Source organism: Burkholderia sp. LFS061, assembly GCF_047978125.1.
GTDB lineage: Bacteria > Pseudomonadota > Gammaproteobacteria > Burkholderiales > Burkholderiaceae > Burkholderia > Burkholderia pyrrocinia_C.
On the sequence record NZ_JBFPFS010000009.1, the window covers coordinates 184,127 to 210,189 of the forward strand.

Sequence of the window (26,063 nt, forward strand, 5' to 3'; positions counted from 1 at the left end):
ACAGGTGTACACACAGCCGGACCGGTGCCGCGCGTACTCTGCACCCATCGACCCCGACACCTGCTGCACCATGAAAAAGAAATCCGCCACTGCGCGCATCGAACCGTACACCCACCCGGCCGCCGGCTGGGGCGCGCTGAAAGCCGTCACGATCAACCTGATCAAGGAAAAGGTCGCCGGCGGCAACTACCGTACGCTGCTGCGCCAGAACCAGCCGGACGGCTTCGACTGCCCCGGCTGCGCGTGGCCCGACCGCCAGCACGCATCGACGTTCGAATTCTGCGAGAACGGCGTGAAGGCGGTGGCCGCCGAAGCGACGAGCAAGCGCGTGACGCCCGAATTCTTCGCCGCGCATACGGTCACCGAGCTGCTCGAACAGTCGGATTTCGAACTCGAACAGCACGGCCGGCTCACCGACCCGATGGTGTACGACGCGCAGACCGACCGCTACGTGCCGATCGCGTGGGACGATGCGTTCGAACTGATCGCGCGCCACCTGCGCGCGCTGCCCGACCCGAACCAGGCCGCGTTCTACACGTCCGGCCGCGCGAGCAACGAAGCGGCGTTCCTGTACCAGCTGCTCGTGCGGCGGTACGGCACGAACAACTTCCCCGACTGCTCGAACATGTGCCACGAGGCGACGAGCCGCGGGCTGCCCGCGTCGGTCGGCGTCGGCAAGGGTACCGTCACGCTCGACGATTTCGAGCACGCGGACACGCTGCTGATCTTCGGCCAGAACCCCGCGACCAACCATCCGCGGATGATGGGCGAACTGCGCGAGTGCGCGAAGCGCGGCGCGACGATCGTGTCGATCAACCCGCTGAAGGAGCGCGGCCTCGAACGCTTCGCCGATCCGCAAAGCCCGCTCGAGATGTTGACGATGTCGGGCACAAAGATCGCATCGACGTTCATCCAGCCGACGATCGGCGGCGATTTCGCGCTGATCAAGGGGATGGCGAAGCGCGTGCTCGAACTCGACGACGCCGCGCGTGCCGCCGGTGCGCCGCGCGTGCTCGACACCGCGTTCATCGGCGAGCACACGGCCGGCTTCGACGCGTTCGCCGACGACCTGCGCAATGAAAGCTGGTCCGCGCTAACGGCCGAAAGCGGCGTGCCGTACGAGCAGATCGACGCCCTCGCGCAGCTGTATGCGCGCAGCGAGCGCGTGATCGCGACGTGGGGCATGGGCATCACGCAGCACAAGCATTCGGTCGCCACCGTGCAGATGCTGACGAACCTGATGCTGATGCGCGGCAACATCGGCCGCCCCGGCGCGGGCCTGTGCCCGGTGCGCGGCCACTCGAACGTACAGGGCAACCGCACGGTCGGCATCGAGGAAAAGCCGTCACCGGCGTTCCTCGACCGGCTCGGCCACGTGTTCGATTTCGAACCGCCGCGCCATCACGGCTACGACGTCGTCGAGACTATCGAGGGGATGCTCGAAGGCCGCGTGAAGGTGCTGATCGGCCTCGGCGGCAACTTCGCGATGGCGACGCCCGACACGCCGCGCACGTGGGAAGGCATGCGCCGCTGCGACCTGTCGGTGCACATCACGACGAAACTGAACCGCAGCCACCTGATCCACGGCCGCGACGCGCTGATCCTGCCGACGCTCGGCCGCACCGAGATCGACCTGCAGGACAACGTCGCGCAAGGCGTGACGGTCGAGGATTCGATGAGCATGGTCCACGTGTCGTACGGGATGAACAAGCCGGCGTCGCCGAACCTGATGTCGGAGCCCGCGATCGTCGCGCATATGGGCCACGCGCTGTTCGGCAGCGGCAAGATCGACTGGCTCGCGTACAAGGACGACTACGCGAAGATCCGCGACGCGATCGAGGCGACGCTCGACGACTTCTACGACTACAACACGCGCATCGCGCGGCCGGGCGGCTTCCACCTGCGCGTCGCATCGCGCGACCGCGAATGGCTCACGCCGACGGCCAAGGCGAACTTCATCGCACACGCGCTGCCGACCGACACGCCGATCCAGCGCGCCCGCGCGCTGCACGGCGAACGCCTGATGACGCTGATGACGACGCGCTCGCACGACCAGTACAACACGACCGTCTACGGGCTCGACGACCGCTATCGCGGCGTGTTCGGCCAGCGCCGCGTGGTATTCGTCAACCGCGACGATCTCGCGATGCTCGGCCTGAAGGCCGGCGAATGGGTCGACATGGAAACCGTGTGGCACGACGGCATCGAGCGGCGCGCGGACGGCTTCCTGCTCGTCGAGTACGACATCCCGCGCGGCTGCATCGGCGCGTACTACCCGGAAACCAACCCGCTCGTGCCGCTCGACAGCGTCGGCGACGTGTGCAACACGCCGACGTCGAAGTCGGTGCCCGTGCTGCTGCATCGCGCGGCCGCCCCGGCATCGATCGCCGCCTGACGGAGCCCGACGATGATCGTTCGTCCGCGCGAGCACTGGCTGCGGATGCTGCTCGTCTGGAACGGCTCGGTGCTGCCGACCATCCTGCCGCAGCTCGTGCTGACGCTCGCGATCAGCCTCGTCGCGGTGTGGGGCGGCGGCCGCGTGCTCGGCGAAAAGGTGCCGCTGAACCCGACGCCGTTCACGCTGATCGGCCTTACGCTCGCCATCTTCGCCGGGTTTCGCAACAACGCGAGCTACGACCGCTACCGCGAGGCGCGGCAACTGTGGGGCGGCGTGCTGACCGCCACGCGCACGCTGGTGTCGCAGGCGCTCTGCTACGGCGCGGTCGATCGCGACGACGATGCGCGGCGCGCGTTCGTGCGGACGGTCGTCGCGTTCGTCTATGCGCTCAAGCATCAACTGCGCGGCACCGATCCGGCCGCGGACCTGCGCGCGCTGCTCGACAGCGGCACCTATGCGCACGTCGCCGCCGCGCGGTTCCGTCCGGTCGCGATCGTGCACGGGCTGCGCGAAGCATTCGTCGCGCGCGCCGATGCGGGCCGCCTCGCCGACACGCGCCTGTGGATGCTCGACGCGCGCCTCGACGATCTCGTCGCGATGGTGAGCGGCTGCGAGCGCATTGCGTCGACGCCGATCCCGTTTTCGTACGACGTGCTGCTGCACCGGACCATCTATGCGTACTGCGTGCTGCTGCCGTTCGGCCTGGTCGACTCGATCGGCGCGGCGACGCCGTTCGTCACCGTGTTCGTCGCGTATACGCTGATCGCGCTCGACGCGATCGCGCATGCGATCGCCGAGCCGTTCGGCGACGGGCCGAACCATCTCGCACTCGATGCAATCACGCGGCAGATCGAACGCACGCTGCTCGAACTGAACCGCGAGCCGCTGCCGGCGGAAGTGACGCCCGGCCGATCCTATCGGCTTACCTGACGCGCGCCGCAAACACCAGACGTAACGAACGCTTGCAATCGATACAGGCCGACACGTCAACAACCGGTGCCCGCTCCGCGTTTTTTCTTCAAGCGCCCACCATTCGAACGCGCAACGACAGGAGAAAACACCATGCGAGTCCTTACCCGCCATCTCGCGATCGCCGCCACGCTGATGTCGGTACTGACCGGCACCGCGTTCGCCGACACGCCGTGGCAGCACGCGCATCCGCGCCGCGAAGAGGTCAACCAGCGTCTCGCGAACCAGAATCGCCGTATCCATCACGAAGTGAAGGAAGGCGAGATGTCGCACGCACAGGCCGCGCGCCTGCACCGCGACGACCGCAAGATCCGCCGGGAAGAGCGGGACATGGCCGCGCAGGATCACGGCCACATCACCAAGAGCGAACAGCGCGTGCTGAACCAGCAGGAAAATGCGGTCGGCAACAAGATCGGCCAGTAAGCGACCACAACAAGCGCCCAATCGCCATCGCCTGAAACGCCCGCTGCCGCCGTGCGGCAGCGGGTGCTTGTTGTATCGAATCGTTTCAACGTGCCATCCGCGTCAAATGCCGCGGGTATACTCCGTCGTCAGCCGCTCGCCGGATCGACCGTCAAAAACGGCCCGATTCCGGGCGGTTTCGTCGCGAAGCTTCGCGTTTCGCCTCCCCCCGCGCCCCAGCCTCGACACGAGACACTCGACGATCCGACCATGAAACGATTCCTGCTGCTCCTTCCCGCCGCCCTGCTCGCCGCCTGCGGCTCCGCTCCCTCGTCCAACTCGGCCGCATCCGGCGCAGCGCCGATGATCTACGTGTCGTCGCAACGTCCGGCCCACGCGATCGCCAACTGCCTCGACAGCCGCCTGTCCGGCACCGAGCAGTCGCAGCACAACGGCGTGACCGACATTGCCGTCGGCTCGAATGCGTACTTCGTCACGCTGACGCCGTCGGGCAACGGCTCGGTCGTCAAGGTCGTGCGCGGCTCGGGCAGCGAGCCGCCCGAGGAAGCGATGCGCTTCGCGATCGCGCGCTGCGTGATCTGATCCGCAGCCTGCCGGCGCCGGGCGCCCGCCCGGCCCGCTCCCGCGCGCCACCGCGCGCGCATCGAATATTTTCATCCGGGTAGCCGTCGATGAGAGAATCGCACCCACGATTCCTTTTCAACGGAGCCCGCATGAAGCACCTGCTGTCCCGGCTGTTCGTCAGCGCCGCGCTCGTCGCGCTTGTTCCGGCGCTGCCGGTGCAGGCCGCCACGCCGCCCGGCATCTTCGTCGTCGCCACGCAGCTCGGCGAATTCACGACCCTCGACCCGAGCGGGATCTACGAACTGGTGCCGTCCGAGTACGTCGCGAACACCTACGAACGCCTGGTGCGCGTCGACCTGAAGGACCCGACGCGCTTCGACGGGCAGATCGCGCAATCGTGGACGGTCGGCGCCGACGGCGTGACCTACACGTTCAAGCTGCGCCCGGGCCTCACGTTCCACTCCGGCAACCCGGTGACCGCCGACGACGTCGCGTGGTCGCTGCAGCGCACCATCCTGCTCGACAAGGGGCCGGCCGGCGTGCTCGCCGATCTCGGCCTCACGAAGGCGAACGTGACGCAGAAGGTACGCGCGATCGACCCGCAGACCGTCGTACTCGAAACCGACCGCAAGTACGCGCCGAGCTTCGTGCTCAATGTGCTGAGCGCGTGCCCGGCATCGGTGTTCGACAAGAAGCTGCTGCTGTCGCACCAGCAGGGCAACGATTTCGGCAGCGGCTGGCTCAGGACCAACGACGCGGGCTCGGGCCCGTACCAGCTCGTCAAGTGGACGCCGAACGAAAGCATCGTGCTGCAACGTTTCGACAAATACCGCACGCCATACCCGATGAAGCGCGTCGTGCTGCGCCACGTGCCCGAAGCGTCCGCGCAGCGGCTGCTGCTGGAGAACGGCGACGCCGACGCCGCGCGCAACCTGAGCCCCGACAGCCTCGCCGCGCTGACGAAGGCCGGCAAGATCAAGGTCGCGTCGTGGCCGGTGTCCGCGCTGCTGTACCTGAGCCTGAACACGAAGAACCCGAACCTCGCGAAGCCCGACGTGCAGCAGGCGATGAAATGGCTCGTCGACTACGACGGCATCCAGCGCAACATCGTCAGTACCACCTACAAGGTGCACGAAACCTTCCTGCCCGAAGGCTTCCTCGGCACGCTGAACGCGCGGCCGTACAAGCAGGACGTCGCGAAGGCGAAGGCGCTGCTCGCGAAGGCCGGCTTGCCGAACGGCTTCGACGTGACGATGGACATGCCAAACGACTATCCGTACCTCGAGATCGCGCAGGCGCTGCAGGCGAACTTCGCGCAGGGCGGCATCCGCGTGAAGCTGATCCCCGGCGATGCGAAGCAGGCGATCGGCAAGTACCGCGCGCGCCAGCACGACATCTTCATCGGCGAATGGTCGCCCGACTACATGGACCCGAACAGCAACGCGCGCGGCTTCGCGTGGAACCCGGACAACTCGGACCAGTCGCCGACCAAGATGCTCGCGTGGCGCAACAGCTGGGACATTCCGCAACTGACGAAGGACACCGAGGCCGCGCTCGTCGAGCCGTCGCCCGCGAAGCGCGCGCAGCGTTACGAAGCGCTGCAGAAAGCCGTGCTCGCGAACTCGCCGTTCATCATCATGTTCGAGAAGGTGGTGCAGGTCGCGACGCGCCCCGGTGCGACCGGGCCGGAAATCGGACCGATCAACGACCTCGTGTCATACCGGACGCTGGCGAAGTAATCGCGGGCAGCAGTAGGCGGCTGCCCCCGCGGTAGCCGCCTACTGCTGCCGTTCAATTGAATGCAGCCCACACCAGATACGCATTCAACCCGACGATCACGATCGTCGCCGCGCCGGCGACGATCCGCAACGGCATCCGCATTGCGTAAGCACCCATCACGTCCTCGCGCGCCGACAGCATCAGCAGCGCGATCATCGGCATCGGCAGCACGAAACTCAGCACGACCTGACTCGCCACCATTGCGCGCGTGACGTCGCAGCCGAGCGCGACCACCGCGAACGCGGGCACGATCGTCACCGCGCGCCGCATCCATACCGACATGCGGCGGCGGATGAAACCCTGCATCACGACCTGCCCGGCCATCGTGCCGACCACCGAACTCGACACGCCCGACGTCAGCAGCGCAACGAGAAACAGCGCACCGGCCGCCGGCCCGAGCACCGGGATCAGCGTGTGATACGCGTCGCCGATGTCCGTCATGCCCGGCGCGCTGAGGTGGAACGCCGACGACGCCATCATCACCATCGCGAGATTCACGAACCCGGCCAGCCCGAGCGCGACGACGACCTCGCGGTTCGAGAAACGCACGAGCCGCCGCCGTTCCGTGTCGTCGCGCGGCGCGGTGCGATCCTGCGTCAGGCCCGAATGCAGATACAGCGTGTGCGGCATGATCGTCGCGCCGATGATCCCGACCGCGATCGTCAGCGCCGCATGATCCGGAATCTGCGGGACGACCAGGTGGAACGCGGCCGCGTGCCAGTCCTGCGGCGCGATCAGCAGCTCGCCGAGATAGCACGCGCCGATCACGCCGACCAGCGCCGCGATCGCGGCTTCCAGCGGCCGGAAGCCTCGCTTTTCGAGCGCGAGGATCGCGCAGGTCGCGCACGCCGTCGCGATCATCCCCGCGAACAGCGACAGGTGGCACAACAGCCCGAATGCGAGCGCGCCGCCGAGGAATTCGGCGAGATCGGTCGCCATCGCGGCGATCTCGGACGCGGCCCACATGCCCCACACGACCGGCGCGGGGAAACGGTCTCGGCACAGCTCCGCGAGATTGCGGCCGGTCACGATGCCGAGCTTCGCCGACATCGCCTGGAACAGCATCGCGATCGCGTTCGCGGCCAGCACGACCCACAACAGCCGGTAGCCGTACGCGGCGCCGGCCTGGATGTTGGTCGCGAAGTTGCCGGGATCCATATAGCCGATCGACGCGATCACGGCCGGGCCGACGAACGGCAGCAGCGCGGCGACACCGGTGCGGCGCCCTTCCAGCGCGGCGCGCGCCGCGCCGTCGGCGCCCTCGGAAGACAGGGCCGGCAGCGCGAAGCCGCCGGCAGGTTTGCTCGTGACGGGAATCATGGTGTGTTGTGTTCGGTTCGGATAAGGAGGGCTTGCCCGGAAGCCGGCACCACGGCCGGCCTGCCGCCTGCCGGCTGCCGGCCGTGGTGGCACGACGACAGCGTTACAGCGGCACGACGTCCGGACGGTTGCGCGGAAACTGCGCGATCACGTCCGGCGCGACGTTCAGGTGCGCCTCGACGAGCTTCGGCGGCGTATGCGCGAGCCAGTCGGACAGCGACACTTCGGCGTAGCGGTCGGTCTTGAAGATCTCGAGGAACACCAGGTCGGTCTTGCCGGTGTTCTGCACGTAGTGTCCGAGGCTCTTCTTCACGTAGCCGACGTCGCCCGCGCGGAAGTCGGCCGTCTGCGCCTTCGGCCCTGTGTCGAACACGGTCATCCGGGCCTCGCCCTGCAGGTAGTACTGCCATTCGTCCGCGTTCGGATGCCAGTGCAGCTCGCGCATGCCGCCCGGATGCACGGTGACGAGCGCCGCCGCGACGGTCGTCGACACGTTGAAGTTGGTGCTGTCCGCGATCCGCACTTCGCCGCCGCGCGTCTTCCTGACCGGCTTCATGTCGCCGAGCGAGAAGATGAACGGATGCGGCGGCGCACCGGCCGACGAAGCCGACGCGCGCTGGGCTTCCGCGAGCGGGCCGGGCTCGTCGCCCTGGAAGATCCACAGGTTGTCGAGCGGAACGTTCCTGAACGCATCGGCCGGCACGCCGAAGTTCAGCGCGAGCACGTCGGGCGGCGTATGCGCGACCCAGTCGGTCAGCAGCAGCGTATTGAATTCCGACGCACGGCCGTTATCGAACGCGAGCAGGAATTCGGCGCCGTCGGTGCCGAGGCCCTGCAGCGAATGCGGCAGGCCGGGCGGGAAATACCAGAGATCGCCGGTTTTCACGTCCTGCACCGACGGCCGCCCCAGTTCGTCGAGCACCGTGATCCGGCATCGGCCGTCGAGCATGATCGCCCACTCGGCCTGCTGGTGCCAGTGCATCTCGCGAATGCCGCCGCGCGTCAGGCGCATGTTGACGCCGGAAATGGTTTCAGAAATCGCAAAATCGTCCTGCGTGACTTCGCGCGCCCATCCGCCATTTTGAATTCGTTTATGGGCATTATTGAACGACGCCCAGAATAATGGCATCCCGTTGATATCCGTGGCCGGCGGATCCTGAAAAGACTGAAACTGGTTGGCGATTGCCGGATTTTTCGGACCCGGGTCAGTCAGGCTCTGGCGGTTGCGCGCATTCACCGCGCCTTCCGGCGGACTGTCCGGATTGCCGAACGAGGCGGCCTTGGCCGATACCGCAATGCCCGCGGCGGCAATGGCGCCGGCCGTACCCGCCAGCATCTTGCGTCGAGAAAGATTCGTCATGATTTCCTCTTCATTCTTGCGATTAAGCGAATTCCCATTACGGAACACTTGCCGTTTTTCGGATTATCGAAAATCAAACATCCCGTGACGCAAGTTAAATACAAATCGCCGCAAAACTTAAATGAATTATTAACCTGAATTAATGATTTAATCTGATCGACTTTAATTTTGTAATTATTGCGGTGCAGAGGGATGCAGGGCGGCGACGGATGTCGGCGAATCGGTCAGGTACGGTGAATGTGGAAATACGACCGCGTCCGGTCGCGGTGCCTCGGATGGCGACAAGAGGAAATCCAGACGTGTAGCGCCAGGCATAAACGCAAAATATGCCTGACAGACATAAAAACGTACCCTTGCACGCCCTCACCCGCCCCTTGAACGCGTTTTCGACCCTATCACCCATCCTCACACCATAGTTTTTATCCGCTGGCGCGAATGATTTTGGCTTTGTTAGATGGATGACATTCGATCAACAGACGACAACGATCTAACATCCGATGACCTGCGCGTTCGCCCGTACCGTCGAATCCCGCTATGCCGAGCTGACGCCGACCGCCAAGCGCATCGCCAGCTACATGCTCGCGAACCTGGACCGGCTCGGGCTCGAGACGGCCGACCAGATCGCGCAGCAGGCCGGCACGAGCGGCATCTCGGTCGGGCGCTTCCTGCGCAGCGTCGGCTACCGCAATCTCGACGACCTGAAACGCGAACTGCGCGGCGGCGGCGATCGCCCTTGGATGATCACCGACCGGCTCGACGAATACCGCCGCGCCGCCGGCACGCAACCGGCCGAAGGCAGCGACGGCGCGCTCGCGTCGTCGCTCGAACGCGAACTCGATGCGATCCGCCACGTGTACCGGCTCGCCGAAGGCTCCGTGTTCGCGCAGGTCGCCGATCGCATCGCGCAGGCGGACGCCGTATTCATCCTCGGCATCCAGTCGACGCGCGGGATCAGCAACGCGTTCAGCAGCTACCTCGAATACCTGCGCCCGCGCGTGTTCTATTCCGACGGCCAGTCGGGCTCGTATGTCGATTCGCTGAACTCCGAATTCGAGCGGCCGTACTGCATCGTCACCGATACGCGCGCGTATTCGCGCAGCGCGCGCCGCTATTGCCAGGCGGCCGCCGAGCGCGGGCAGCCGTTCGCGCTGGTCACCGATCTCTCGTGCCCGTGGGCCCGCGAATGGCCGGCCGACCTGCTGCAGGTGAAGACCGACGTCGGCCAGTTCTGGGATTCGCTCGCGCCGCTCACCTGCCTGTTCAACCTGCTGATCACCGCCGTCGTCGACCGCCTCGGCCCCGCGATCGACCGGCGCGTCGCGCGCAACCGCGAACTGCAGCACACGTTCGACCAATTCGAATCCTGAGCGAGCCTGAACCGACCTGAACCGCCGATGAACGACCACCGCCTCGTCGAAATCACGCCCGCCTCGCATCGCGTCGACATCGATCTCGTCTACGCGACCGACCGCAACCTGACCGGCAAGCCGATCTACCGCCGCGCGCACTGTCTGCTGCTGGAACCGGCCGAAGCCGCATTGCGCCGCTCGGTGGACGTCGCCGCGCAGGCCGGCTTCACGCTGCGCATCTACGACGCATACCGGCCGCCGCAAGCGCAGCAGGTGCTGTGGGATTTCCTGCCCGATCCGGACTTCATCGCCGATCTCGGCCGCGGCTCGAATCACAGCCGCGGCACCGCAGTCGACCTGACGCTGGTCGGCACGAACGGCGAGCCGCTCGACATGGGCACGGGCTTCGATGAAATGGTCGCCGCGTCGGGCCACTTCCACGCGGGGCTGCCCGAAGCCGTGCAACGCAACCGCCTGCTGCTGCTCGGCGTGATGCACGCGGCCGGCTTCGCGCACATCGACAGCGAATGGTGGCACTACGAACTGCCCGGCTCGCACGCGCTGCCGCAGATCGACAACGCGGCGAGCGGTGCGTGGCGCCTGATGTAACGCACGTCCCGTTGCCGTTTTACGTTCACCCATTGCACGTTCACCTCACGATGGAGCGCAAATGAAACCCCTGACATCCCGGCTCGTCGCGGCGCTGGCCGCCGCATCCGTTCTCGCCGCCGTTCCGCTGTCCGCCGCGCACGCGGAAACGCCGAAGGACCTGTTCGTGATGGCCACGCTGCTCGACGAATTCACGACGCTCGACCCGGGCGAGATCTACGAGCTGGTGCCGGAGGAATACGTCGCGAACACGTACGACCGGCTCGCGCGGGTCGACCTGCGCGATCCGTCGAAATTCAACGGCGATGTCGCGCAATCGTGGACGGTGAGCACCGACGGGCTGACCTATACGTTCAAGCTGCGCGCCGGCCTCAAGTTCCATTCGGGCAACCCGCTGACGGCCGACGACGTCGCATGGTCGATCCAGCGCGCGGTGCTGCTCGACAAGGGCCCGGCCGCCGTGCTGAACGGCATCGGCCTCACGAAGGCGAACGTCGCGGCGAACGTGAAGAAGCTCGACGACCTGACTGTGTCGGTCACGACCGACCGCAAATACGCGCCTACCTTCGTGCTGAACGTGCTCGGCTCGTGGCCCGCGTCGGTGCTGGACAAGAAGCTGCTGCTGTCGCACCAGCAGGGCAACGACTTCGGCAACGCGTGGCTGAAGACCAACGAGGCCGGCTCCGGCGCGTACAAGCTGGTCAAATGGACGGCCGGCGACAGCATCGTGCTGCAGCGCTTCGACGGCTACCGGCTGCCGCTCGCGATGAAGCGCATCGTGCTGCGCCACGTGCCCGAAGCCGCGAGCCAGCGCCTGCTGCTGGAAAACGGCGACGTCGATGCCGCACGCGACCTGAGCCCCGACGATCTCGCTTCCGTCGTGAAATCCGGCAAAGCGAAGGTCGCGGCGTCACCGCAGGCGACGCTGCTGTATCTCGGCCTGAACACGAAGAACCCGACGCTCGCGAAGCCCGACGTGCAGGAAGCGCTGAAGTGGCTGGTCGACTATGCGGGCATCCAGGGCAACGTCGTGAAGACGACGTACAAGGTGCACCAGACCTTCCTGCCCGAAGGCTTCCTCGGCACGCTGAATTCGAACCCGTACAAGCTCGACGTCGCGAAGGCGAAGGCGCTGCTCGCGAAGGCCGGCGTGCCGAACGGCTTCTCGGTGACGATGGACGTGCGCAACGACTATCCGTACACGGAGATCGCGCAGGCCGTGCAGGCGAACTTCGCGCAGGCCGGCATCAAGGTGCAGTTGATCCCCGGCGACAACAAGCAGACGCTCGCGAAATACCGCGCGCGCCAGCACGACATCTACATCGGCGAATGGTCGGCCGACTACATCGACCCGCACAGCAACGCGCAGGGTTTCGCATGGAACCCGGACAATTCCGACAAGTCGAGCTATAAAATGCTGGCCTGGCGCAACAGCTGGGACATTCCGCAACTGACGAAGGAAACCGACGCCGCGCTCGCCGAGCCGACCGCCGCGCAACGCGCGCAGCGGTACCAGGCGATGCAGAAGGAGATGCTCGCACGCTCGCCGTTCGTGATCATGTTCGAGAAAGTCGCGCAGGTCGCGACGCGGCCCGGCGTGAGCGGGCTCGAAGTCGGGCCGATCAACGATCTCGTGTCGTACCGCAACCTGAAGAAGCAATAAGATTCGCCGCATGTCGACTCCCGCCTCCTCCCTCGAAGTACTGCGCACGCTGCCCGCGCGGCGCCCGGTTGTACGCTGGGCATTGCGTGTGCTGCGCTGGGCGCTCACGCTCGCCGTCACGTTCGCCGGGCTGCTCGCGCTGACGTTCGTGATCGGCCGCAAGGTGCCGATCGACCCCGTGCTCGCGATCCTCGGCGATCGCGCGTCGGCCGATGCGTACGCGGCCGAGCGCATCGCACTCGGCCTCGACAAGCCGCTGGTCACGCAGTTCCTGATCTACGCGCGCGACGTGCTGCACGGCAATCTCGGCATGTCGCTGCTGACGTCGAACCCCGTGCTCGACGACATCAGGCGCGTGTTCCCGGCCACGCTCGAACTGGCGACGATCGCGACGCTGATCGGCATCGCGATCGGCGTGCCGCTCGGCGTCGCGGCCGCCGTGAAGCACAACCGGCCGATCGACCACATCGCACGCTTCGTCGGGCTGATCGGCAATTCCGTGCCGGTGTTCTGGCTCGGGCTGATGGGGCTGCTGCTGTTCTACGCGCGGCTGCACTGGGTCGGCGGCCCCGGCCGGCTCGACCCTGTGTACGACGGGATGGTCGATCCGCGCACGGGCAGCCTGCTGATCGACGCGGCGCTCGCGGGCGAATGGGACGTGTTCCGCAACGCGGTATCGCACATCGCGCTGCCGGCCGCGATCCTCGGCTACTACTCGGTCGCGTACCTGAGCCGCATGACGCGCTCGTTCATGCTCGACCAGTTGAGCCAGGAATACATCGTCACCGCGCGCGCGAAGGGCTTGTCCGAGCGGCGCGTGATCTGGCGGCATGCGTTCGGCAACATCGCGGTGCCGCTGCTCACCGTGATCGCGCTCACGTACAGCAACCTGCTCGAAGGCTCGGTGCTGACCGAGATCGTGTTCGCGTGGCCCGGGCTCGGCTCGTACCTGACCGGCGCGCTGCTGAACGCCGACATGAACGCCGTGCTCGGCGCGACGCTCGTGATCGGCGCGATGTTCATCACCGTCAACCTGCTGACCGACGCGCTGTACCGCGTGTTCGATCCGCGTGCGCGCTGAGGGCCGTTTCGACATGACCGCTTCCACCCTGCTTCTTTCATCGTCCATGCCGAAGGCCATCCAATCATGAACGCCGAGCGCCTCACATTGCGCGCGTGGCTGCTTTCCGATGCGCCCGCGTCGCGCTCGCAGGCCGCGCTCGGCCTCGCGTACCGACGCTGGCGCCGTTTCGCCACGAACCCGCTCAACCTGTTCGGGCTCGCGATCCTCGTCGCGCTGATCGTCGTCGCGATCGTCGGCCCGCTGATCATGCCGCACGATCCGCTGCGCCAGGTGCTGTCCGACCGCCTGCTGCCGCCCGGCTCGCCGTCGCACTGGTTCGGCACCGACCAGCTCGGCCGCGACATCCTCTCGCGGCTGATCGCCGGCTCGCGCCTCACGCTCGGCATCGCGCTGCTCGTCGTCGTGATCGTCGTGCCGATCGGCCTGTTGATCGGCACGACGGCCGGCTATTGCGGCGGCTTCGTCGACAGCGTGCTGATGCGCATCACCGACATCGCGCTCGCGTTCCCGAAGATCGTGCTCGCGCTCGCATTCGCGGCCGCGCTCGGGCCCGGCGTGATCAACGCGGTCGTCGCGATCTCGATCACCGCGTGGCCCGCGTATGCGCGGCTCGCGCGCGCCGAAACGATCCGCATCGCGCAGGCCGACTACATCCACGCCGCGCGGCTGCAAGGCGCGTCGGGCCCGCGGATCCTGCTGCGCTACATCATGCCGCTGTGCATGTCGTCGGTGATCGTGCGCGCGACGCTCGACATGGCCGGCATCATCCTGACCGTCGCGGGCCTCGGCTTTCTCGGCCTCGGCGCGCAGCCGCCGAGCCCCGAGTGGGGCTTCATGGTGGCGTCGGGCCGCAACGTGCTGCTCGACGCATGGTGGGTCGCGACGCTGCCCGGCATCGCGATCCTGCTCGTGAGCCTCGCGTTCAACCTGCTCGGCGACGGGCTGCGCGACGTCTTCGATCCCCGTCATGGAGCGTGACATGCCGATGCATTCCACCACCGCGCCCGCGCCGCTCTGCGAGATCGACGGGCTGAAGATCGGCTTTCGCGGGCACGACGGCGTCGTCACCGACGCGGTGCGCGACCTGTCGCTGACGCTCGCCCCCGGCGAACGGCTCGGCATCGTCGGCGAATCGGGTTCCGGCAAGTCGCTGACGGGCCGCGCGCTGCTCGGCCTGCTGCCCGACGCCGCCCGCTGGTCGGCGCGCACGATGCGCTTCGCGGGCCACGACCTGCTCGCGATGTCGCCGCGCGAACGCCGGCGGCTGTGCGGCAGCCAGATGGGCATGATCCTGCAGGACCCGAAGTATTCGCTGAACCCGGTGATGACGGTCGCGAAGCAGATGGGCGAAGCGTTCCGCCTGCACGAGCCCGGGCCGCGCGGCCGCGCGCTGCGCGAACGGATCGTCGACGCGCTCGCGGCCGTGCAGATCCGCGACCCGGCGCGCGTCGCCGATGCGTATCCGCATGAGTTGTCGGGTGGCATGGGCCAGCGCGTGATGATCGCGATGATGGTGTCGACCGGCCCGCGCCTGCTGATCGCCGACGAACCGACGTCCGCGCTCGACGTCGCGGTCTCGATGCAGGTGCTCGCGGTGCTCGACGCGATGATCGCGCGGCATGGTACGGGCCTGATGTTCATCAGCCACGACCTGCCGCTCGTGATGTCGTTCTGCGATCGCGTCGCTGTGATGTACGCGGGCCGCGTGGTCGAAACCTGCGCCGCGCGCGACCTGCGCGACGCATCTCATCCCTATACGCGCGGGCTGCTCGCGGCGAACCCGCCGCTCGCGAACCCGCCGGACGAACTGCCCGTGCTGCGGCGCGATCCGGCCTGGCTCGATCCCGCACCGCATACGCCCACACCCGCCGATCGCCAGGAGGCTGCACGATGATCGACGTCGATCACGCATCGATCCGTTTCCCGACCCGCACGGGTCACGTCGACGCCGTGCGCGACGCAAGCTTCGCGGTGCGCGACGGCGAGGTGTTCGGGCTCGTCGGCGAATCGGGCTCCGGCAAGTCGACGCTGCTGCGCGCGCTGACGGGCCTCGTGCCGCTCGCGGCCGGCAGCCTGTCGATCGACGGACGGCCGGTGGGAGGCACGCCCGACCGCGCGTTCCGCCGCCACGTGCAGATGGTGTTCCAGGATCCGTATGCGTCGCTGCATCCACGCTTCACCGTCGACCAGACGCTGCGCGAGCCGCTGTCGATCCATGCGATCGGCGACGCCGATGCGCGCATCGCCCGCGCGCTGTCCGAGGTCGGCCTCGGTCCCGCGTTCCGCTTCCGCTATCCGCACCAGTTGTCGGGCGGCCAGCGGCAGCGCGTCGCGATCGCACGCGCGCTGATCGTCGAGCCGCGCGTGCTGCTGCTCGACGAACCGACGTCCGCGCTCGACGTGTCGGTGCAGGCCGAGATCCTGAACCTGCTGCGCCGCCTGCATCGCGAACGCAATCTGACGATGATCCTCGTCAGCCACAACCTCGCGGTGATCGGCTTCCTGTGCCAGCGCGTCGCCGTGATGCAGCATGGCGAGATCGTCGAGCAGCTTCGAGTCGAGGACGTGCGCACCGGGCAGGTCGCGCGCGACTACACGCGTACGCTGCTGCAAGCGACCGAAGGCTACCGCCGTCTCGACCCGGTCACGGACGCGCCGGCCGCCTGACATCTGCGCGACGCGCCGGCATGCGATACTCCGCACACCACGCGCCGGCTTGCCGCCGCATGGAACCCTTGTGCGTCGCACGGGTCAATTTCCTTTCGTCAACAGCTCAACAGCAATAGGGAGGCGTTCATGCTGCAATTCATCGAAACCCTGGTCGTCGGGCTCATCGTCGGCCTCCTCGCCCGCGCACTCAAGCCCGGCGACGACAAGATGGGCATCCTGATGACGGCCGTACTCGGCGTCGTCGGCGCGCTGGTCGCCGGCTACGTCGGCCGCGCGGCCGGCTGGTATGCGCCGGGCCAGGGTGCGGGCTGGATCGCATCGATCATCGGCGCGATCGTGCTGCTGGTGATCGTCGGCGCGGTGCGCAAGCGCATGGCCTGATCGCGTCGCCACACCACCTCACGCAAAACGGCCGCTCGTGATCCCGAGCGGCCGTTTTCTTTTGGCGAACGACGATTCGCGCTACTACCGATTCGTTGATTCCGCAACGATTCACCCGCAAAAAACGGCGTCCGCCGGCAACCGTCCCTCTGGTTTACTACACCGGCATTACCCGGGCTTGCGGCCGCTCAATTTTGAGATAAATTGATTGAAGGAATACGCCGCTGTTTGCTTATTCCCGCTATTTCCGTTTTTTCATTCAAGAGGTCCGATGGATTTGCCGTTTACGCAGTCAGCATCGCGGCGTTGACGGACTGCCACCCGAGCGGCCCCGCTGCGACGCGCTTCCTCTCTGGAGCCTGTCATGAAGCATCGCCCGTTCGCCGCCTCGTTCGCCCTGGCTGCCTCGCTTCTGGCCACGTCCTCGTCCTTTGCCGCCGGCGCGTCCGGCATCATCCACTTCTCCGGCATGATCGTCGAGCCGCCCTGCTCGTTCGCGCTCGATACGCCCAACGCCGCGCCCGCTCGCGTGCGCGCCGACTGCCCGCGCCCGGCGACCGGCCAGATCGCGTTCGTCGACGCGGCGAGCATGCAGGCCGTCAAGACCACGACCTTTACTCAGGCCTCGCGCGCAATCGTTTTACCGAACCGTCCGGGTAACAATCTCGCGCCGATGATCGCCGTCGTGACCTACCAGTAACACCGGCCGCCCGCGCGGCGCGCGGCGGGTCCGACGCGGCCGCGCGTCAGTCGCGATGGCGCGCGATCCAGTCGCTGAACGCGCGGATCTTCTGCTGGTTGCCGATGTTCTCGGGATAGACGAAGAAGTAGCGTGCGCCGGTCTCGAGCACGATGTCGAACGGCCGTTCGAGCCGGCGCGCGCTGACGTCGTCGTCGACAAGCGTCACGTCGCCGATCGCGACGCCGAAGCCCTGCATCGCCGCGTTGGTCGCGAGATCGAGCGTGTCGAAGGTCGGCCCGCGCGCGGGATCGACGCCGCGCTCGCCCGCATGATCGAGCCATGCGCGCCAGTCGCGATGGTCGCGGGTCGGATGCAGCAGCGTATGGCGCGCGAGATCGCCCACCGCTTCGAGCGGCGACGCCTGCCGCAACTCCGGTGCGCATACCGGCGTCAGCCGTTCGTCGAACAGCGGCAGCGCGAATACGCCCGCGCCCGGCGACGTGCCGTAGACGATTGCCGCGTCGAACGGCTCGGTCGAGAAATCGACGTCGTGCTGCCACGCGGTCGTGATCTGCACATGGAGATCGGGATGCTCGCCCTGGAAGCGCATGATGCGCGGCAGCATCCAGCGGATCACGCAGGTCGGCACCTTCAGCGCGAGATCGGTGCGCTGACGCGTGAGCTTCATCGAGATGTCCTCGATCCGCGCGAAGCTTTCGTTGACCACCGGCAGCAGCTGCTCGCCCTCCGCCGTCAGCGTGAGGCCCTTCGCATGGCGCTTGAACAGCGGAAAGCCGTAATGCGCCTCGAGCGTCTGGATCTGCCGGCTCACCGCGCCCTGCGTGATGCATAGCTGCTCGGCCGCGCGCGTGAAGCTGCGGTGGCGAGCCACCGTCGAGAAGATCTGCAGCGCGTGCAGGGGCGGAAGTCGGCGCATGAAGAGACAGGAAACGGAAGGACCGCGCGCCGACGCCGGCGCGCGCTGACCGACACGATAAGCCAAACGCCGGCTTTGCGCGAGGCGCGCGACGCTCAGGCCGTCGCGGCGAGTGCGCCCGCCGCGATGCGCGCCGCCGATGCGACGACGTCCGCGCGGGCCGCCGCGTCGGCCTGCGGCTGCGTGAACGACACGGCCATCACGAGCGGCGCGCGCGACGGCGGCCACAGCACCGCGACGTCGGTCGTCGTGCCGTAACCGCCCGTGCCGGCCTTGTCCGCGACGCGCCAGCCGGGCGGCACGCCCGCCGCGATGCCGGTCGCGCCGCGCGCGCCGCCGACCATCCATTCCGTCAGTTGCGCGCGCTGCGGTTCGCGCAGCGTGTCGCCGAGCAGCAGCCGCTGCAGCGTGTCGATCATCGCGACCGGCGTCGACGTGTCGCGTTCGTCATCCGGCACGGCCTTGTTCAGTTCGGGTTCCCAGTGATCGAGGCGAAACGTCGTGTCGCCGCTCTCGTGTGCGAACGACGTGACGGCCTGCGGGCCGCCGAGCACGCCCATCAGCAGGTTGCCCGCGCCCTTGTCGCCCGAGCGCAGCATCGCTTCGCAAAGCTGCGCGATCGTCATGCCCGTGTCGACATGGCTTTCCGTGATCGGCGAACCCGACACGACTTCGTAGCGGCGATACAGGATGCGGCGCGGCAGCAGCGACGCGTCGAGCGCGCCGCGCGCAAGTATCGCGCCGGCGGCGACGACCGCATACGTGCCGCACAGAGGAAAGCGCTCGCGCGCGTGGTGGGCGATGCGCACGCCGTTCGACGTATCGAGCGCGGCGACGCCGAGCCGGCCGTTCGACGCTTTCTCGAGTGCGGCGAGTTCGGCTTGCGCGGCATGGGCGCGCCCCTGGTCGGCGACCGGCGCTGACGTGCACGCGGCGACGAACGGCGCGGCAACGGCGGCAAGCAACAGCGAGCGGCGTGTCGGAGAGTGTTCCATGGATGAGTAGTGTTCTGTCGGAAACGATGGCACGAAGCAACGCGGGCACGCATCGGCGATGCACGCCCGTTCACGCCGACGGCCGGCCCGCGACGGCATTCGCCGCGCATCCCCGAAAGACGGCCGTCGGCCCCGCGCGAAGCGCGGGATTCGCAAACAACCCCTAGCCTAGCAGCGACCGTCGTCGCGTTCCAGCAGAACGGCCCGGCTTCATCCTTGCGAAGAAGGCAGGTACGGCATCGGATTCACCGGCTTGCCATCGCGCCGCACTTCGAACAGCAGCGCGACGCGCGAGTTGTCGAGATCGCCCATCTCGGCAATCTCGTCGCCCTGGCGCACGATATCGCCCGTCTTCACGAGCACCTTGCGATTGTGCGCATAGGCGGTCAGGAAATCCGCGTTGTGCTGGACGATGATCAGGCTGCCGTAATCGTTCAGGCCGGTGCCCGCGTACATCACGCGGCCGTCGGCCGCCGCGCGAACCGGGTCGCCCGGCCGGCCGGCGATCTGGATGCCGCGGTTCTGCCCCGGCCGGAACCCTTCGACGATCTTGCCGTTCGCGGGCCATTTGAGCGCGACGCCGCCCGCATGCCGCTTCGTTTCCTTCACGACCTGACGGTTGCTCGCCGTCGATGCCGTGGCCTGGTTACCGGCCACCGCATCGCTCGCGGCGGCCGGCGCGGCGGCCTGCGTGCCGGCCGCGCCCGACGGCGGCAGCGGCTGCTGCCTGACGATGCGCAGCACCTGCCCCTTGCGCAGCTTGCCGTTCGCGCCCAGCTTGTTCCAGGTGCGCAGGTCGGCAACGCTACAGCCGTTCGCGGACGCGATGCCCGTCAGCGTGTCACCGCGTTTCACGACGTACTTTTGCGCGACGAGAATCGGCGCCGGCGGCGGCGTCGCGGCCGACGGCCCAGCGGCGGGCTGGCTCGACGGCGACGGCTGCCCCGCCAGCGTGTCGCTCGGCGGGACGGACTGCGTGTTTGCACAACCGGCCATGACGAGCACGGCGGCCAGGCCCGACAGCCAAGCCGCATTGCGGCAAATCTCGCGCGTTTTCATGGACGATCCGACTCCGGTTTGACAATCTTTCAAGCATCTCAAAAACGGAACGGCCGACGTGTAACCGGATGCAAACAATGATGACAAACGATCACGAACGGGACGCCAGCCGACATTCGCTACCGGTAATACGGTCCGATCCCGAAAAACTTGATGGTCTTTTCGCGTGAAAACGGAAGAATTTTCGTCTCAGGAGACTATGGCGGATTGATTTCAATAGGATTGTGCCGCCGCGCTCAACGCAGCCATGCGACGAGTTCGGAACAGGCCCACGCGATGCCGATGCACAGGAACAACACATGCAACGCGATCTTGAACGACACGCCCCACGACGAATCGATCTGCATGACTGGCTCCCCACTGTCGAGATGCGGCCATGATCGGGCATCGATCGTGCCCCGAAAATGCGGAACCGGCGAATCGGGTCTCAGGCTGCGCCTGAGACCGACACGGCGGTTCCTGCTAACTTATCGGCCATTCCAACGCTATCGCTCCCCGCCCATCATGCGCTTCGACCTGACCGACCTGCGGCTCTTCCTGAACATCTGCGAGGCCGGCACGATCACGAGCGGCGCCGAACGCACGCACATCACGCTGCAGGCCGCGAGCGAGCGCATCCGCGGCATGGAGGACGAGCTCGGCGTGCCGCTGCTGCACCGGACGAAATCGGGCGCGCAGGCGACCGACGCCGGCCGCGCGCTCGAACACCACGCGCGCACCGTGCTGCAACAGATCGACCACATGCGCGGCGAACTGCAGCAATACGGTCAGGGGCTGCGCGGCCATATCCGGCTGCTGTGCAACACGGCGTCGCTGAGCGAATACCTGCCCGACGCGCTGGCCGATTACCTGCCGCATCATCCGAAGCTGTCGATCAGCGTCGAGGAGCGTTCGAGCCAGGAGATCGTGCATGCGATCCGCAACAAGACGGCGGAGATCGGCATCGTTGCCGATTCGGTCGGGCTCGGCGGGCTCGAACAGAAACCGTTCCGCGAAGACTGGCTGATCGTCGTCGTGCCGGCCGCGCATCCGCTCGCGTCGCACGACAAGGTCGCGTTCGACGCGATCGCCGATGCCGATTTCATCGGCCTCACCGACGGCAGCGCGCTGCAGGTGCATCTGGCCGACCAGGCGCGCGCGCTCGGCAAGCGGATCCGCTATCGCGTGCAGTTGAAGAGCTTCGATGCGATCTGCCGTGTGATCGCGAGCGGCGTGGGCATCGGCATCGTGTCGCGGCACGCGGCCGAGCGCGCGATGCAGACGATGGACGTGCGGCTCGTCGAACTGGCCGATCCATGGAGCCACCGGAAGCTGACGCTCTGCGCGCGGTCGTTCGATGCACTGCCGAAGTACACGCGAGAATTCGTGACGTTTTTGTCCTGCGAAACAGCACCGCGGTGACGCACGCCGCATTCGACCCACCCCACCGGCATACGGAGGCACGGCCATGACCGACACCGATCTCGCCACCCGCTACCGCGCGTATATCGACTGCCTGAACCGGCAGGACTGGCCGTCACTCGGCCGGTATGTCGACGACAACGTGATCCACAACGACCGGCCGCTCGGCCTCGCCGGTTACCGCGCGATGCTGGAACAGGACTTTCGCGACATTCCCGATCTCCGTTTCGACATCCGGCTGCTCGCGTGCGAGCCGCCGCGCGTCGCGAGCCGGCTTCGCTTCGCGTGTTCGCCGAAAGGGACGTTCATGGGGCTTGCCGTCGACGGCAGGAAGGTCACGTTCGCCGAGAACGTGTTCTATGAGTTCCACGACGGCAAGATCCGACAGGTCTGGTCGGTGATCGACAAGGCGGCGATCGAGGCCCAGCTTTAGCAGCGCCGGCGCGGCCGGGCACCGATCGTGATCGATGCGCCGATGCCCGGCTTGATTCGCTTCGATCCTTATGGATAACGTTTTCTCTCAAATATGATCAAACGCGCATCACTGGAGAGCGCACCCGCCTGCCGCTTCCGCGTCGGTATCCCGCACTGCGCCTAATCGTCTTCGGAAAAAATTCCCCGCAATTTCCGTGTAATCCCGATCTCGCCCCACACCCCCTCTTCCCACTATTCGGGTTTCTACCGGCGCCTCCGGCGTCAAAGTTCATTGACATCACGCCGTTCGATGCCTAAATTTGGAAAACGTTTTCCCAATGCATCAGCGCGACGCCGGCCTCGGCCCGCGCAGGGGGAACGCTTGCCCGCTCGGGTTGTGATTCAGGCCATCCGTCGTCAGGGATCAGGGTTGCATGGCGGAGGTCAGGTACGGGCGTCGAGCGCGGCAACGGCCATACCTGCCCGTCCTTCATCACTATTCAAACTGGAGACACAATGCATCCGCGCAGCAGATTCACGCTCGGCGCCGCGCTCGGCGCCCTTTCCGTCCTGTTCGTCAGCGCGTGCGGCGGCAGCGACGTGACCGACACGCCGCCGCCGTCGCCGCCCCCGTCTTCGACACCCGCGCTCGCGGCGAACTCGCTGCAGGCGCTCGTCTACGGCGCGCCCGACACCAGCGTGCCGGCCGGCACGAACATTCCCGTCACGATGATGGGCCAGATGCGCGCGCTGTTCGACCTGATCCGGAAATCGCCCGACTTCACGCAGGTCGTGATGGATCTCGGCGACGGCACGCCGGTGCACGTGCTCGATACGAACACCGGCGACAAATTCCTGCCCGGCAAGCTCGCGCTCGGCCTGTCGTACATCCTGATCGACATGAAGTCGAAGGGCGACCCGCAATACGCGAGCTACCTCGCGACGTACCAGTCGATCACGACCGCGATGATGGCGCAGTCGGGCGGCAACTACGCATATGCGAATACGTCGTGGGGCGAGTACTACTACCTCGTCGCGCTGAACAACCTGAAGGCGCACGGGATGCTCAACGAAGTCTTCAGCGACGCGATGCTCGCGACGCTGCAGCAGCGGCTCACCTTCTGCGACATGTTCGGCCCCGACGCGAGCGGCAAGACCAGTACGTGCCCGGCCGCCGGCACGCCGATCGACATCGCGTCGCTCAACACCGCGCAGAACTACTATGCGGTGTCCTACGGAATCGCAGGGCTGCGGCAGAAGCTCGGCTGGAGCAGCCCGTCATTCGCGTCGGCGACCGATCCGTCCGTCGCGACGATGGGCGCGCGCGACGCGCTGCTGTACACGCTCGCGAACCACATCCGCAAGGATTCGTCGGGCGGGTTCTCGGACGAAGCGTCGAACACGCACACCACCTATTACGACCAGGCGCGCTTCGACCGCTACAGCACGCTGCTGATCGGCGAAGTGGTCGAGCGCACGTTCGAGATGGGTAACGAAGCGAATCTCACGCCCGAGCTGAAGGGTTATCTGCGCAAGTCGGTCGACCTGATCCTGCCGCAGCTGAACACCGACGGCCAGGGCTTCAATTACGGCCGCTCGATCGGCCCGTACGGCGATTCCGCGTTCATGGAAGTGCTGACGGCCGCGGCCAACGCCGGTGTGCTGTCCGACCAGGAGAAGCAGGTCGCGTATGCATTCATCTACCGGGCCGCGCATCGCTTCGACACCTACTGGTACGACCCGTCGCTGCCGACGCCGTCGGTGAACATGTGGGTCAAGGGTCGCGGCACCGACACGTATCGCGGCAAGCCGCGCGTGATGGGCGAGAACTTCAGCCTGCTGCACCAGTACCTGTACGTGAACGCGTGGTGGAACAAGCTCGGCTTCGGCGGCAAGGCGCCGATGGCGGATGCGGACTACAACGCGTGGCTCGACGCGCTGCCGCGCTATACGCTCACCTGGTACAACCAGCCCGGCGACACCGCGCATCCGTACAGCGCGGCGCTGCTCACCGTGCGCGACGGCCGGCGCGTGATCAACCTGAACCTCAGCCAGGCGCCCGACTACAACTCGTTCACGCCGTACTACCCGGTGCCGTTCTCCGACAAGCTGATCTACGGCACGACCGATCTAGGCTATGCGCTGCTGGTGCCGCAGGTGTCGTACAACGGGAAGACCTACATTCCCGTCACGTACTACAGGAACCTGAACGTGCAGCAGGCCAACGGCCAGGTGATCGTGTCGTTCGATACCGCGAAATTCCGTCTCGCGTCGAAGAACGCGGCGTACACGACCGATCTCGACCTGCAGGTGCATACGGTGCTGACGTTCGCGCACGGCACGGTCGCGCGCAGCGACACGCTGAGTTCGGGCACGCTCGCCGGCAACCTGTCGGTCGAGACGGACTTCACGTCGTTCGCGGATTTCGCGTCCACGCACGCCAACGGCGACGGCGTATCGGTGGCATACGCGAACAGCGCTGCGACCGGCTATGCGGCATCCGGGTTCGACAACTGTGTGCTGTCCGCCTTCGACACGGCAAACGGCACGACGAATCCGCTGTCGACGACGCCGATCGGCCAGTTGCATTCGAACTTCGCGTGCACGACGAAGCCGTTTGCGCTCGGCGCGGGCACGACCCGCACGCTCGGTTGGACACTGAAGTACGCCGATCCGGCCTGAGCGGTGCGACCGCCGTCCTGTTATAGCTCCCGAAGCCGGCAGCAGAAACCGGCTTCGGGATGTTTCGGGACGGCGGGCATCACGCTCCGCGGCGATACCCGCTTACAGCCACCCCGAGGCAGCCATGTACGCACCGAGCGCAATCAGCCCGACGAAGAAGCAGCGCCTGAACGCCTTCTCGCTCATCACGCGCCGCGCGTATTGCCCGCCGGCCATTCCGGCCAGCGCCGGCACGAGCGCAAGCGCCGACACGCCGAGATCGACCGTCTGCAGCGCGCCCGTCACGCGCAACTGCAAGCCGAGCGCGATCGTCGATGCGGTAAACGACAGCCCGAGCGCCTGGATCAGGTCGTCCTTCGACAGCCGCAGCGCCTGCAGGTACGGCACGGCCGGCACGACGAACACGCCGGTCGCGGCCGTCACGACGCCCGTCAGGTAGCCGACCACGGCCGACAGCCAGGTTTCGTGACGCCCCGGCGCGGGCAGCCGCGCGGCGGCCAGCCCCCACAGCCCGTAGGCGATCAGCACCATGCCCAACGCCGCATGCGTCCACGTGCTGCCGGCCGCGAGCGCGGGCAGTCCGCCCGTCAGCGTGCCGATCGCGAGACCGGCGAGCAGCGGCCACAGGCGACGCAGCAACGGCCCGAACGACGGGCCGAGCCACAACTGCCACACATTGGTGATGAACGACGGCACGAGCAGCAGGCTCGCCGCGGCCGACGGCGGCATCGCGAGCGTCAGCAACCCCATCGCGATCGTCGGCAGCCCGAGCCCGATCATTCCCTTCACCGCGCCGGCCAGCAGGAAAACCAGCACGATGATCGTCAGCGTATGAATTTGCATGGAGGGCGTTCCGTCCGGTTGGGATGATTACGGCGCCGATGGTGAACCGCCGTCAGCCTGCCCGCCATCTGGTTTTGCCTGAGGCTGGCTAGGGCCCGTCGAGCGGGCCTGTCAGGCCCTCCGTTCGGGCCCCATGGATCACCCCTCGCGCCTGCTCGCTGTCGAGGTGAGCCATCTGTGAAGCCGGATAGCGGTCGCCGGCAGCCGCCCCGGCGGGAACCGCCGTTTCGATGCGAGAGAGATCATTGACCGTTAGTTGCAACTCAGGCGCGTGCAATGCGTCCGTCAATTGCGTGCGCTTGCGCGCGCCGACCAGCGGCACGATGTCGATGCCGCGCGACAGCACTCACGCGATCGCGCCCCGGGCCGGATTGCTGCCCTTCTCGTCGGCGATCGCGCGCAGCGCGTCGACCTTCGAGTGGTGAGTGGACGGACCGGATTGTCGGTGCATCGCGGCGCGCGATAAACGCGAAACGCTCCA

General features: G+C 66.9%; 23 protein-coding genes and 1 pseudogene. 17 read left to right on the forward strand and 7 right to left on the reverse strand.

Annotation, left to right across the window (positions count from 1 at the left end; translation table 11 throughout):
- Positions 1-70 precede the first annotated feature (70 nt).
- The 5 genes from ACNQQL_RS11410 (at position 71) to ACNQQL_RS11430 (ending at position 6,093) form a co-directional block, all read left to right on the forward strand.
- On the forward strand, positions 71-2,395 hold the full coding sequence (locus tag ACNQQL_RS11410; RefSeq protein ID WP_204421332.1) for an FdhF/YdeP family oxidoreductase: 2,325 nt from the start codon (positions 71-73) through the stop codon (positions 2,393-2,395).
- Between the two features lie 12 nt (positions 2,396-2,407).
- Positions 2,408-3,328 (forward strand): bestrophin family protein, encoded by a 921-nt coding sequence (locus tag ACNQQL_RS11415; protein ID WP_347064182.1) that lies wholly within the window; start codon positions 2,408-2,410, stop codon positions 3,326-3,328.
- 132 nt (positions 3,329-3,460) lie between these two features.
- On the forward strand, positions 3,461-3,790 hold the full coding sequence (locus tag ACNQQL_RS11420; protein WP_347064183.1) for a hypothetical protein: 330 nt from the start codon (positions 3,461-3,463) through the stop codon (positions 3,788-3,790).
- A 249-nt stretch (positions 3,791-4,039) separates the two neighbouring features.
- Positions 4,040-4,372, forward strand: coding sequence for a sugar ABC transporter ATPase (locus ACNQQL_RS11425; RefSeq protein WP_034180272.1), 333 nt, complete (start codon positions 4,040-4,042; stop codon positions 4,370-4,372).
- Positions 4,373-4,503: 131 nt separating this feature from the next.
- Positions 4,504-6,093: an ABC transporter substrate-binding protein gene (locus tag ACNQQL_RS11430; RefSeq protein ID WP_347064184.1), complete on the forward strand. Its 1,590-nt coding sequence runs from the start codon at positions 4,504-4,506 to the stop codon at positions 6,091-6,093.
- A 52-nt stretch (positions 6,094-6,145) separates the two neighbouring features.
- Here the strand turns inward: ACNQQL_RS11430 and ACNQQL_RS11435 are convergent, their stop codons facing one another.
- A complete protein-coding gene (locus ACNQQL_RS11435) occupies positions 6,146-7,453 on the reverse strand; it encodes an Nramp family divalent metal transporter (RefSeq protein WP_347064185.1) in 1,308 nt (435 codons plus the stop codon).
- A 103-nt stretch (positions 7,454-7,556) separates the two neighbouring features.
- Positions 7,557-8,813, reverse strand: a complete 1,257-nt coding sequence (locus tag ACNQQL_RS11440; RefSeq protein WP_347064186.1) for an oxalate decarboxylase family bicupin — start codon at positions 8,811-8,813, stop codon at positions 7,557-7,559.
- Between the two features lie 497 nt (positions 8,814-9,310).
- Here ACNQQL_RS11440 and sapR point away from each other — a divergent pair, with 497 nt between their 5' ends.
- The 9 genes from sapR (at position 9,311) to ACNQQL_RS11485 (ending at position 17,269) form a co-directional block, all read left to right on the forward strand.
- Positions 9,311-10,180, forward strand: coding sequence for a sap1 transcriptional regulator SapR (sapR, locus tag ACNQQL_RS11445; protein WP_347064187.1), 870 nt, complete (start codon positions 9,311-9,313; stop codon positions 10,178-10,180).
- A 27-nt stretch (positions 10,181-10,207) separates the two neighbouring features.
- The gene (ddpX, locus tag ACNQQL_RS11450; protein WP_347064188.1) at positions 10,208-10,771 is read left to right on the forward strand and encodes a D-alanyl-D-alanine dipeptidase; all 564 of its coding nucleotides are present in this window, start codon (positions 10,208-10,210) and stop codon (positions 10,769-10,771) included.
- A 61-nt stretch (positions 10,772-10,832) separates the two neighbouring features.
- On the forward strand, positions 10,833-12,434 hold the full coding sequence (locus tag ACNQQL_RS11455) for an ABC transporter substrate-binding protein (protein ID WP_347064189.1): 1,602 nt from the start codon (positions 10,833-10,835) through the stop codon (positions 12,432-12,434).
- A gap of 10 nt (positions 12,435-12,444) precedes the next feature.
- A complete protein-coding gene (locus ACNQQL_RS11460) occupies positions 12,445-13,515 on the forward strand; it encodes an ABC transporter permease (protein ID WP_347064190.1) in 1,071 nt (356 codons plus the stop codon).
- Positions 13,516-13,581: 66 nt separating this feature from the next.
- Complete coding sequence (nikC, locus tag ACNQQL_RS11465) at positions 13,582-14,496, forward strand: nickel transporter permease (RefSeq protein ID WP_204421344.1); 915 nt, start codon at positions 13,582-13,584, stop codon at positions 14,494-14,496.
- 1 nt (position 14,497) lies between these two features.
- Complete coding sequence (locus ACNQQL_RS11470; protein WP_347064191.1) at positions 14,498-15,412, forward strand: ABC transporter ATP-binding protein; 915 nt, start codon at positions 14,498-14,500, stop codon at positions 15,410-15,412.
- Positions 15,409-16,185: an ABC transporter ATP-binding protein gene (locus ACNQQL_RS11475; RefSeq protein ID WP_072438982.1), complete on the forward strand. Its 777-nt coding sequence runs from the start codon at positions 15,409-15,411 to the stop codon at positions 16,183-16,185. Before ACNQQL_RS11470 ends, ACNQQL_RS11475 begins: the two co-directional genes overlap by 4 nt.
- A 129-nt stretch (positions 16,186-16,314) precedes the next feature.
- Entirely contained in the window at positions 16,315-16,569 is a 255-nt protein-coding gene (locus tag ACNQQL_RS11480) for a GlsB/YeaQ/YmgE family stress response membrane protein (RefSeq protein WP_034180284.1), read from the forward strand.
- 364 nt (positions 16,570-16,933) lie between these two features.
- Positions 16,934-17,269, forward strand: coding sequence for a hypothetical protein (locus tag ACNQQL_RS11485; protein WP_072438984.1), 336 nt, complete (start codon positions 16,934-16,936; stop codon positions 17,267-17,269).
- Between the two features lie 46 nt (positions 17,270-17,315).
- Here ACNQQL_RS11485 and ACNQQL_RS11490 read toward each other — a convergent pair whose 3' ends face one another.
- The 3 genes from ACNQQL_RS11490 to ACNQQL_RS11500 all read right to left on the reverse strand — a co-directional run bounded on the left by ACNQQL_RS11490 (position 17,316) and on the right by ACNQQL_RS11500 (position 20,242).
- Positions 17,316-18,188 (reverse strand): LysR substrate-binding domain-containing protein, encoded by an 873-nt coding sequence (locus ACNQQL_RS11490; RefSeq protein WP_347064192.1) that lies wholly within the window; start codon positions 18,186-18,188, stop codon positions 17,316-17,318.
- A gap of 95 nt (positions 18,189-18,283) precedes the next feature.
- Complete coding sequence (bla, locus tag ACNQQL_RS11495; RefSeq protein WP_072438988.1) at positions 18,284-19,183, reverse strand: class A beta-lactamase; 900 nt, start codon at positions 19,181-19,183, stop codon at positions 18,284-18,286.
- Between the two features lie 210 nt (positions 19,184-19,393).
- Positions 19,394-20,242 carry a peptidoglycan DD-metalloendopeptidase family protein gene (locus ACNQQL_RS11500; RefSeq protein WP_347064193.1) on the reverse strand — a complete coding sequence of 283 codons (849 nt, stop codon included), beginning with the start codon at positions 20,240-20,242 and terminating at the stop codon, positions 19,394-19,396.
- A gap of 504 nt (positions 20,243-20,746) precedes the next feature.
- Between ACNQQL_RS11500 and ACNQQL_RS11505 the strand changes: the two genes are divergently transcribed.
- From ACNQQL_RS11505 to ACNQQL_RS11515, 3 genes are all read left to right on the forward strand, one after another.
- Positions 20,747-21,643 (forward strand): LysR substrate-binding domain-containing protein, encoded by an 897-nt coding sequence (locus tag ACNQQL_RS11505; protein ID WP_347064194.1) that lies wholly within the window; start codon positions 20,747-20,749, stop codon positions 21,641-21,643.
- A gap of 46 nt (positions 21,644-21,689) precedes the next feature.
- Entirely contained in the window at positions 21,690-22,076 is a 387-nt protein-coding gene (locus tag ACNQQL_RS11510; RefSeq protein WP_105392506.1) for an ester cyclase, read from the forward strand.
- Positions 22,077-22,573: 497 nt separating this feature from the next.
- The gene (locus ACNQQL_RS11515; protein ID WP_347064195.1) at positions 22,574-24,739 is read left to right on the forward strand and encodes a hypothetical protein; all 2,166 of its coding nucleotides are present in this window, start codon (positions 22,574-22,576) and stop codon (positions 24,737-24,739) included.
- Between the two features lie 102 nt (positions 24,740-24,841).
- Here ACNQQL_RS11515 and ACNQQL_RS11520 read toward each other — a convergent pair whose 3' ends face one another.
- Both ACNQQL_RS11520 and ACNQQL_RS11525 read right to left on the reverse strand, forming a co-directional pair.
- A complete protein-coding gene (locus ACNQQL_RS11520) occupies positions 24,842-25,582 on the reverse strand; it encodes a sulfite exporter TauE/SafE family protein (RefSeq protein WP_072438998.1) in 741 nt (246 codons plus the stop codon).
- Positions 25,583-25,670: 88 nt separating this feature from the next.
- Positions 25,671-26,057 (reverse strand): annotated as a pseudogene (locus tag ACNQQL_RS11525) (aldo/keto reductase); the annotation flags it as partial.
- Between the last annotated feature and the right edge of the window lie 6 nt (positions 26,058-26,063).

Excerpts from the sequence above, each read along its gene's own strand:
- ACNQQL_RS11490 (WP_347064192.1), bottom strand. The coding sequence starts at position 18,188 with ATGCGCCGACTTCCGCCCCTGCACGCGCTGCAGATCTTCTCGACGGTG.
- sapR (WP_347064187.1), top strand. The coding sequence starts at position 9,311 with ATGACCTGCGCGTTCGCCCGTACCGTCGAATCCCGCTATGCCGAGCTG.
- ACNQQL_RS11500 (WP_347064193.1), bottom strand. The coding sequence starts at position 20,242 with ATGAAAACGCGCGAGATTTGCCGCAATGCGGCTTGGCTGTCGGGCCTG.
- ACNQQL_RS11420 (WP_347064183.1), top strand. The coding sequence starts at position 3,461 with ATGCGAGTCCTTACCCGCCATCTCGCGATCGCCGCCACGCTGATGTCG.
- ACNQQL_RS11510 (WP_105392506.1), top strand. The coding sequence starts at position 21,690 with ATGACCGACACCGATCTCGCCACCCGCTACCGCGCGTATATCGACTGC.
- ACNQQL_RS11460 (WP_347064190.1), top strand. The coding sequence starts at position 12,445 with ATGTCGACTCCCGCCTCCTCCCTCGAAGTACTGCGCACGCTGCCCGCG.
- ACNQQL_RS11415 (WP_347064182.1), top strand. The coding sequence starts at position 2,408 with ATGATCGTTCGTCCGCGCGAGCACTGGCTGCGGATGCTGCTCGTCTGG.
- ACNQQL_RS11485 (WP_072438984.1), top strand. The coding sequence starts at position 16,934 with ATGAAGCATCGCCCGTTCGCCGCCTCGTTCGCCCTGGCTGCCTCGCTT.
- ACNQQL_RS11520 (WP_072438998.1), bottom strand. The coding sequence starts at position 25,582 with ATGCAAATTCATACGCTGACGATCATCGTGCTGGTTTTCCTGCTGGCC.
- ACNQQL_RS11475 (WP_072438982.1), top strand. The coding sequence starts at position 15,409 with ATGATCGACGTCGATCACGCATCGATCCGTTTCCCGACCCGCACGGGT.
- ACNQQL_RS11515 (WP_347064195.1), top strand. The coding sequence starts at position 22,574 with ATGCATCCGCGCAGCAGATTCACGCTCGGCGCCGCGCTCGGCGCCCTT.
- ACNQQL_RS11505 (WP_347064194.1), top strand. The coding sequence starts at position 20,747 with ATGCGCTTCGACCTGACCGACCTGCGGCTCTTCCTGAACATCTGCGAG.
- ACNQQL_RS11425 (WP_034180272.1), top strand. The coding sequence starts at position 4,040 with ATGAAACGATTCCTGCTGCTCCTTCCCGCCGCCCTGCTCGCCGCCTGC.
- ACNQQL_RS11455 (WP_347064189.1), top strand. The coding sequence starts at position 10,833 with ATGAAACCCCTGACATCCCGGCTCGTCGCGGCGCTGGCCGCCGCATCC.
- ACNQQL_RS11470 (WP_347064191.1), top strand. The coding sequence starts at position 14,498 with ATGCCGATGCATTCCACCACCGCGCCCGCGCCGCTCTGCGAGATCGAC.
- ACNQQL_RS11480 (WP_034180284.1), top strand. The coding sequence starts at position 16,315 with ATGCTGCAATTCATCGAAACCCTGGTCGTCGGGCTCATCGTCGGCCTC.
- ACNQQL_RS11430 (WP_347064184.1), top strand. The coding sequence starts at position 4,504 with ATGAAGCACCTGCTGTCCCGGCTGTTCGTCAGCGCCGCGCTCGTCGCG.
- ACNQQL_RS11435 (WP_347064185.1), bottom strand. The coding sequence starts at position 7,453 with ATGATTCCCGTCACGAGCAAACCTGCCGGCGGCTTCGCGCTGCCGGCC.
- ACNQQL_RS11440 (WP_347064186.1), bottom strand. The coding sequence starts at position 8,813 with ATGACGAATCTTTCTCGACGCAAGATGCTGGCGGGTACGGCCGGCGCC.
- nikC (WP_204421344.1), top strand. The coding sequence starts at position 13,582 with ATGAACGCCGAGCGCCTCACATTGCGCGCGTGGCTGCTTTCCGATGCG.
- ddpX (WP_347064188.1), top strand. The coding sequence starts at position 10,208 with ATGAACGACCACCGCCTCGTCGAAATCACGCCCGCCTCGCATCGCGTC.
- ACNQQL_RS11410 (WP_204421332.1), top strand. The coding sequence starts at position 71 with ATGAAAAAGAAATCCGCCACTGCGCGCATCGAACCGTACACCCACCCG.
- bla (WP_072438988.1), bottom strand. The coding sequence starts at position 19,183 with ATGGAACACTCTCCGACACGCCGCTCGCTGTTGCTTGCCGCCGTTGCC.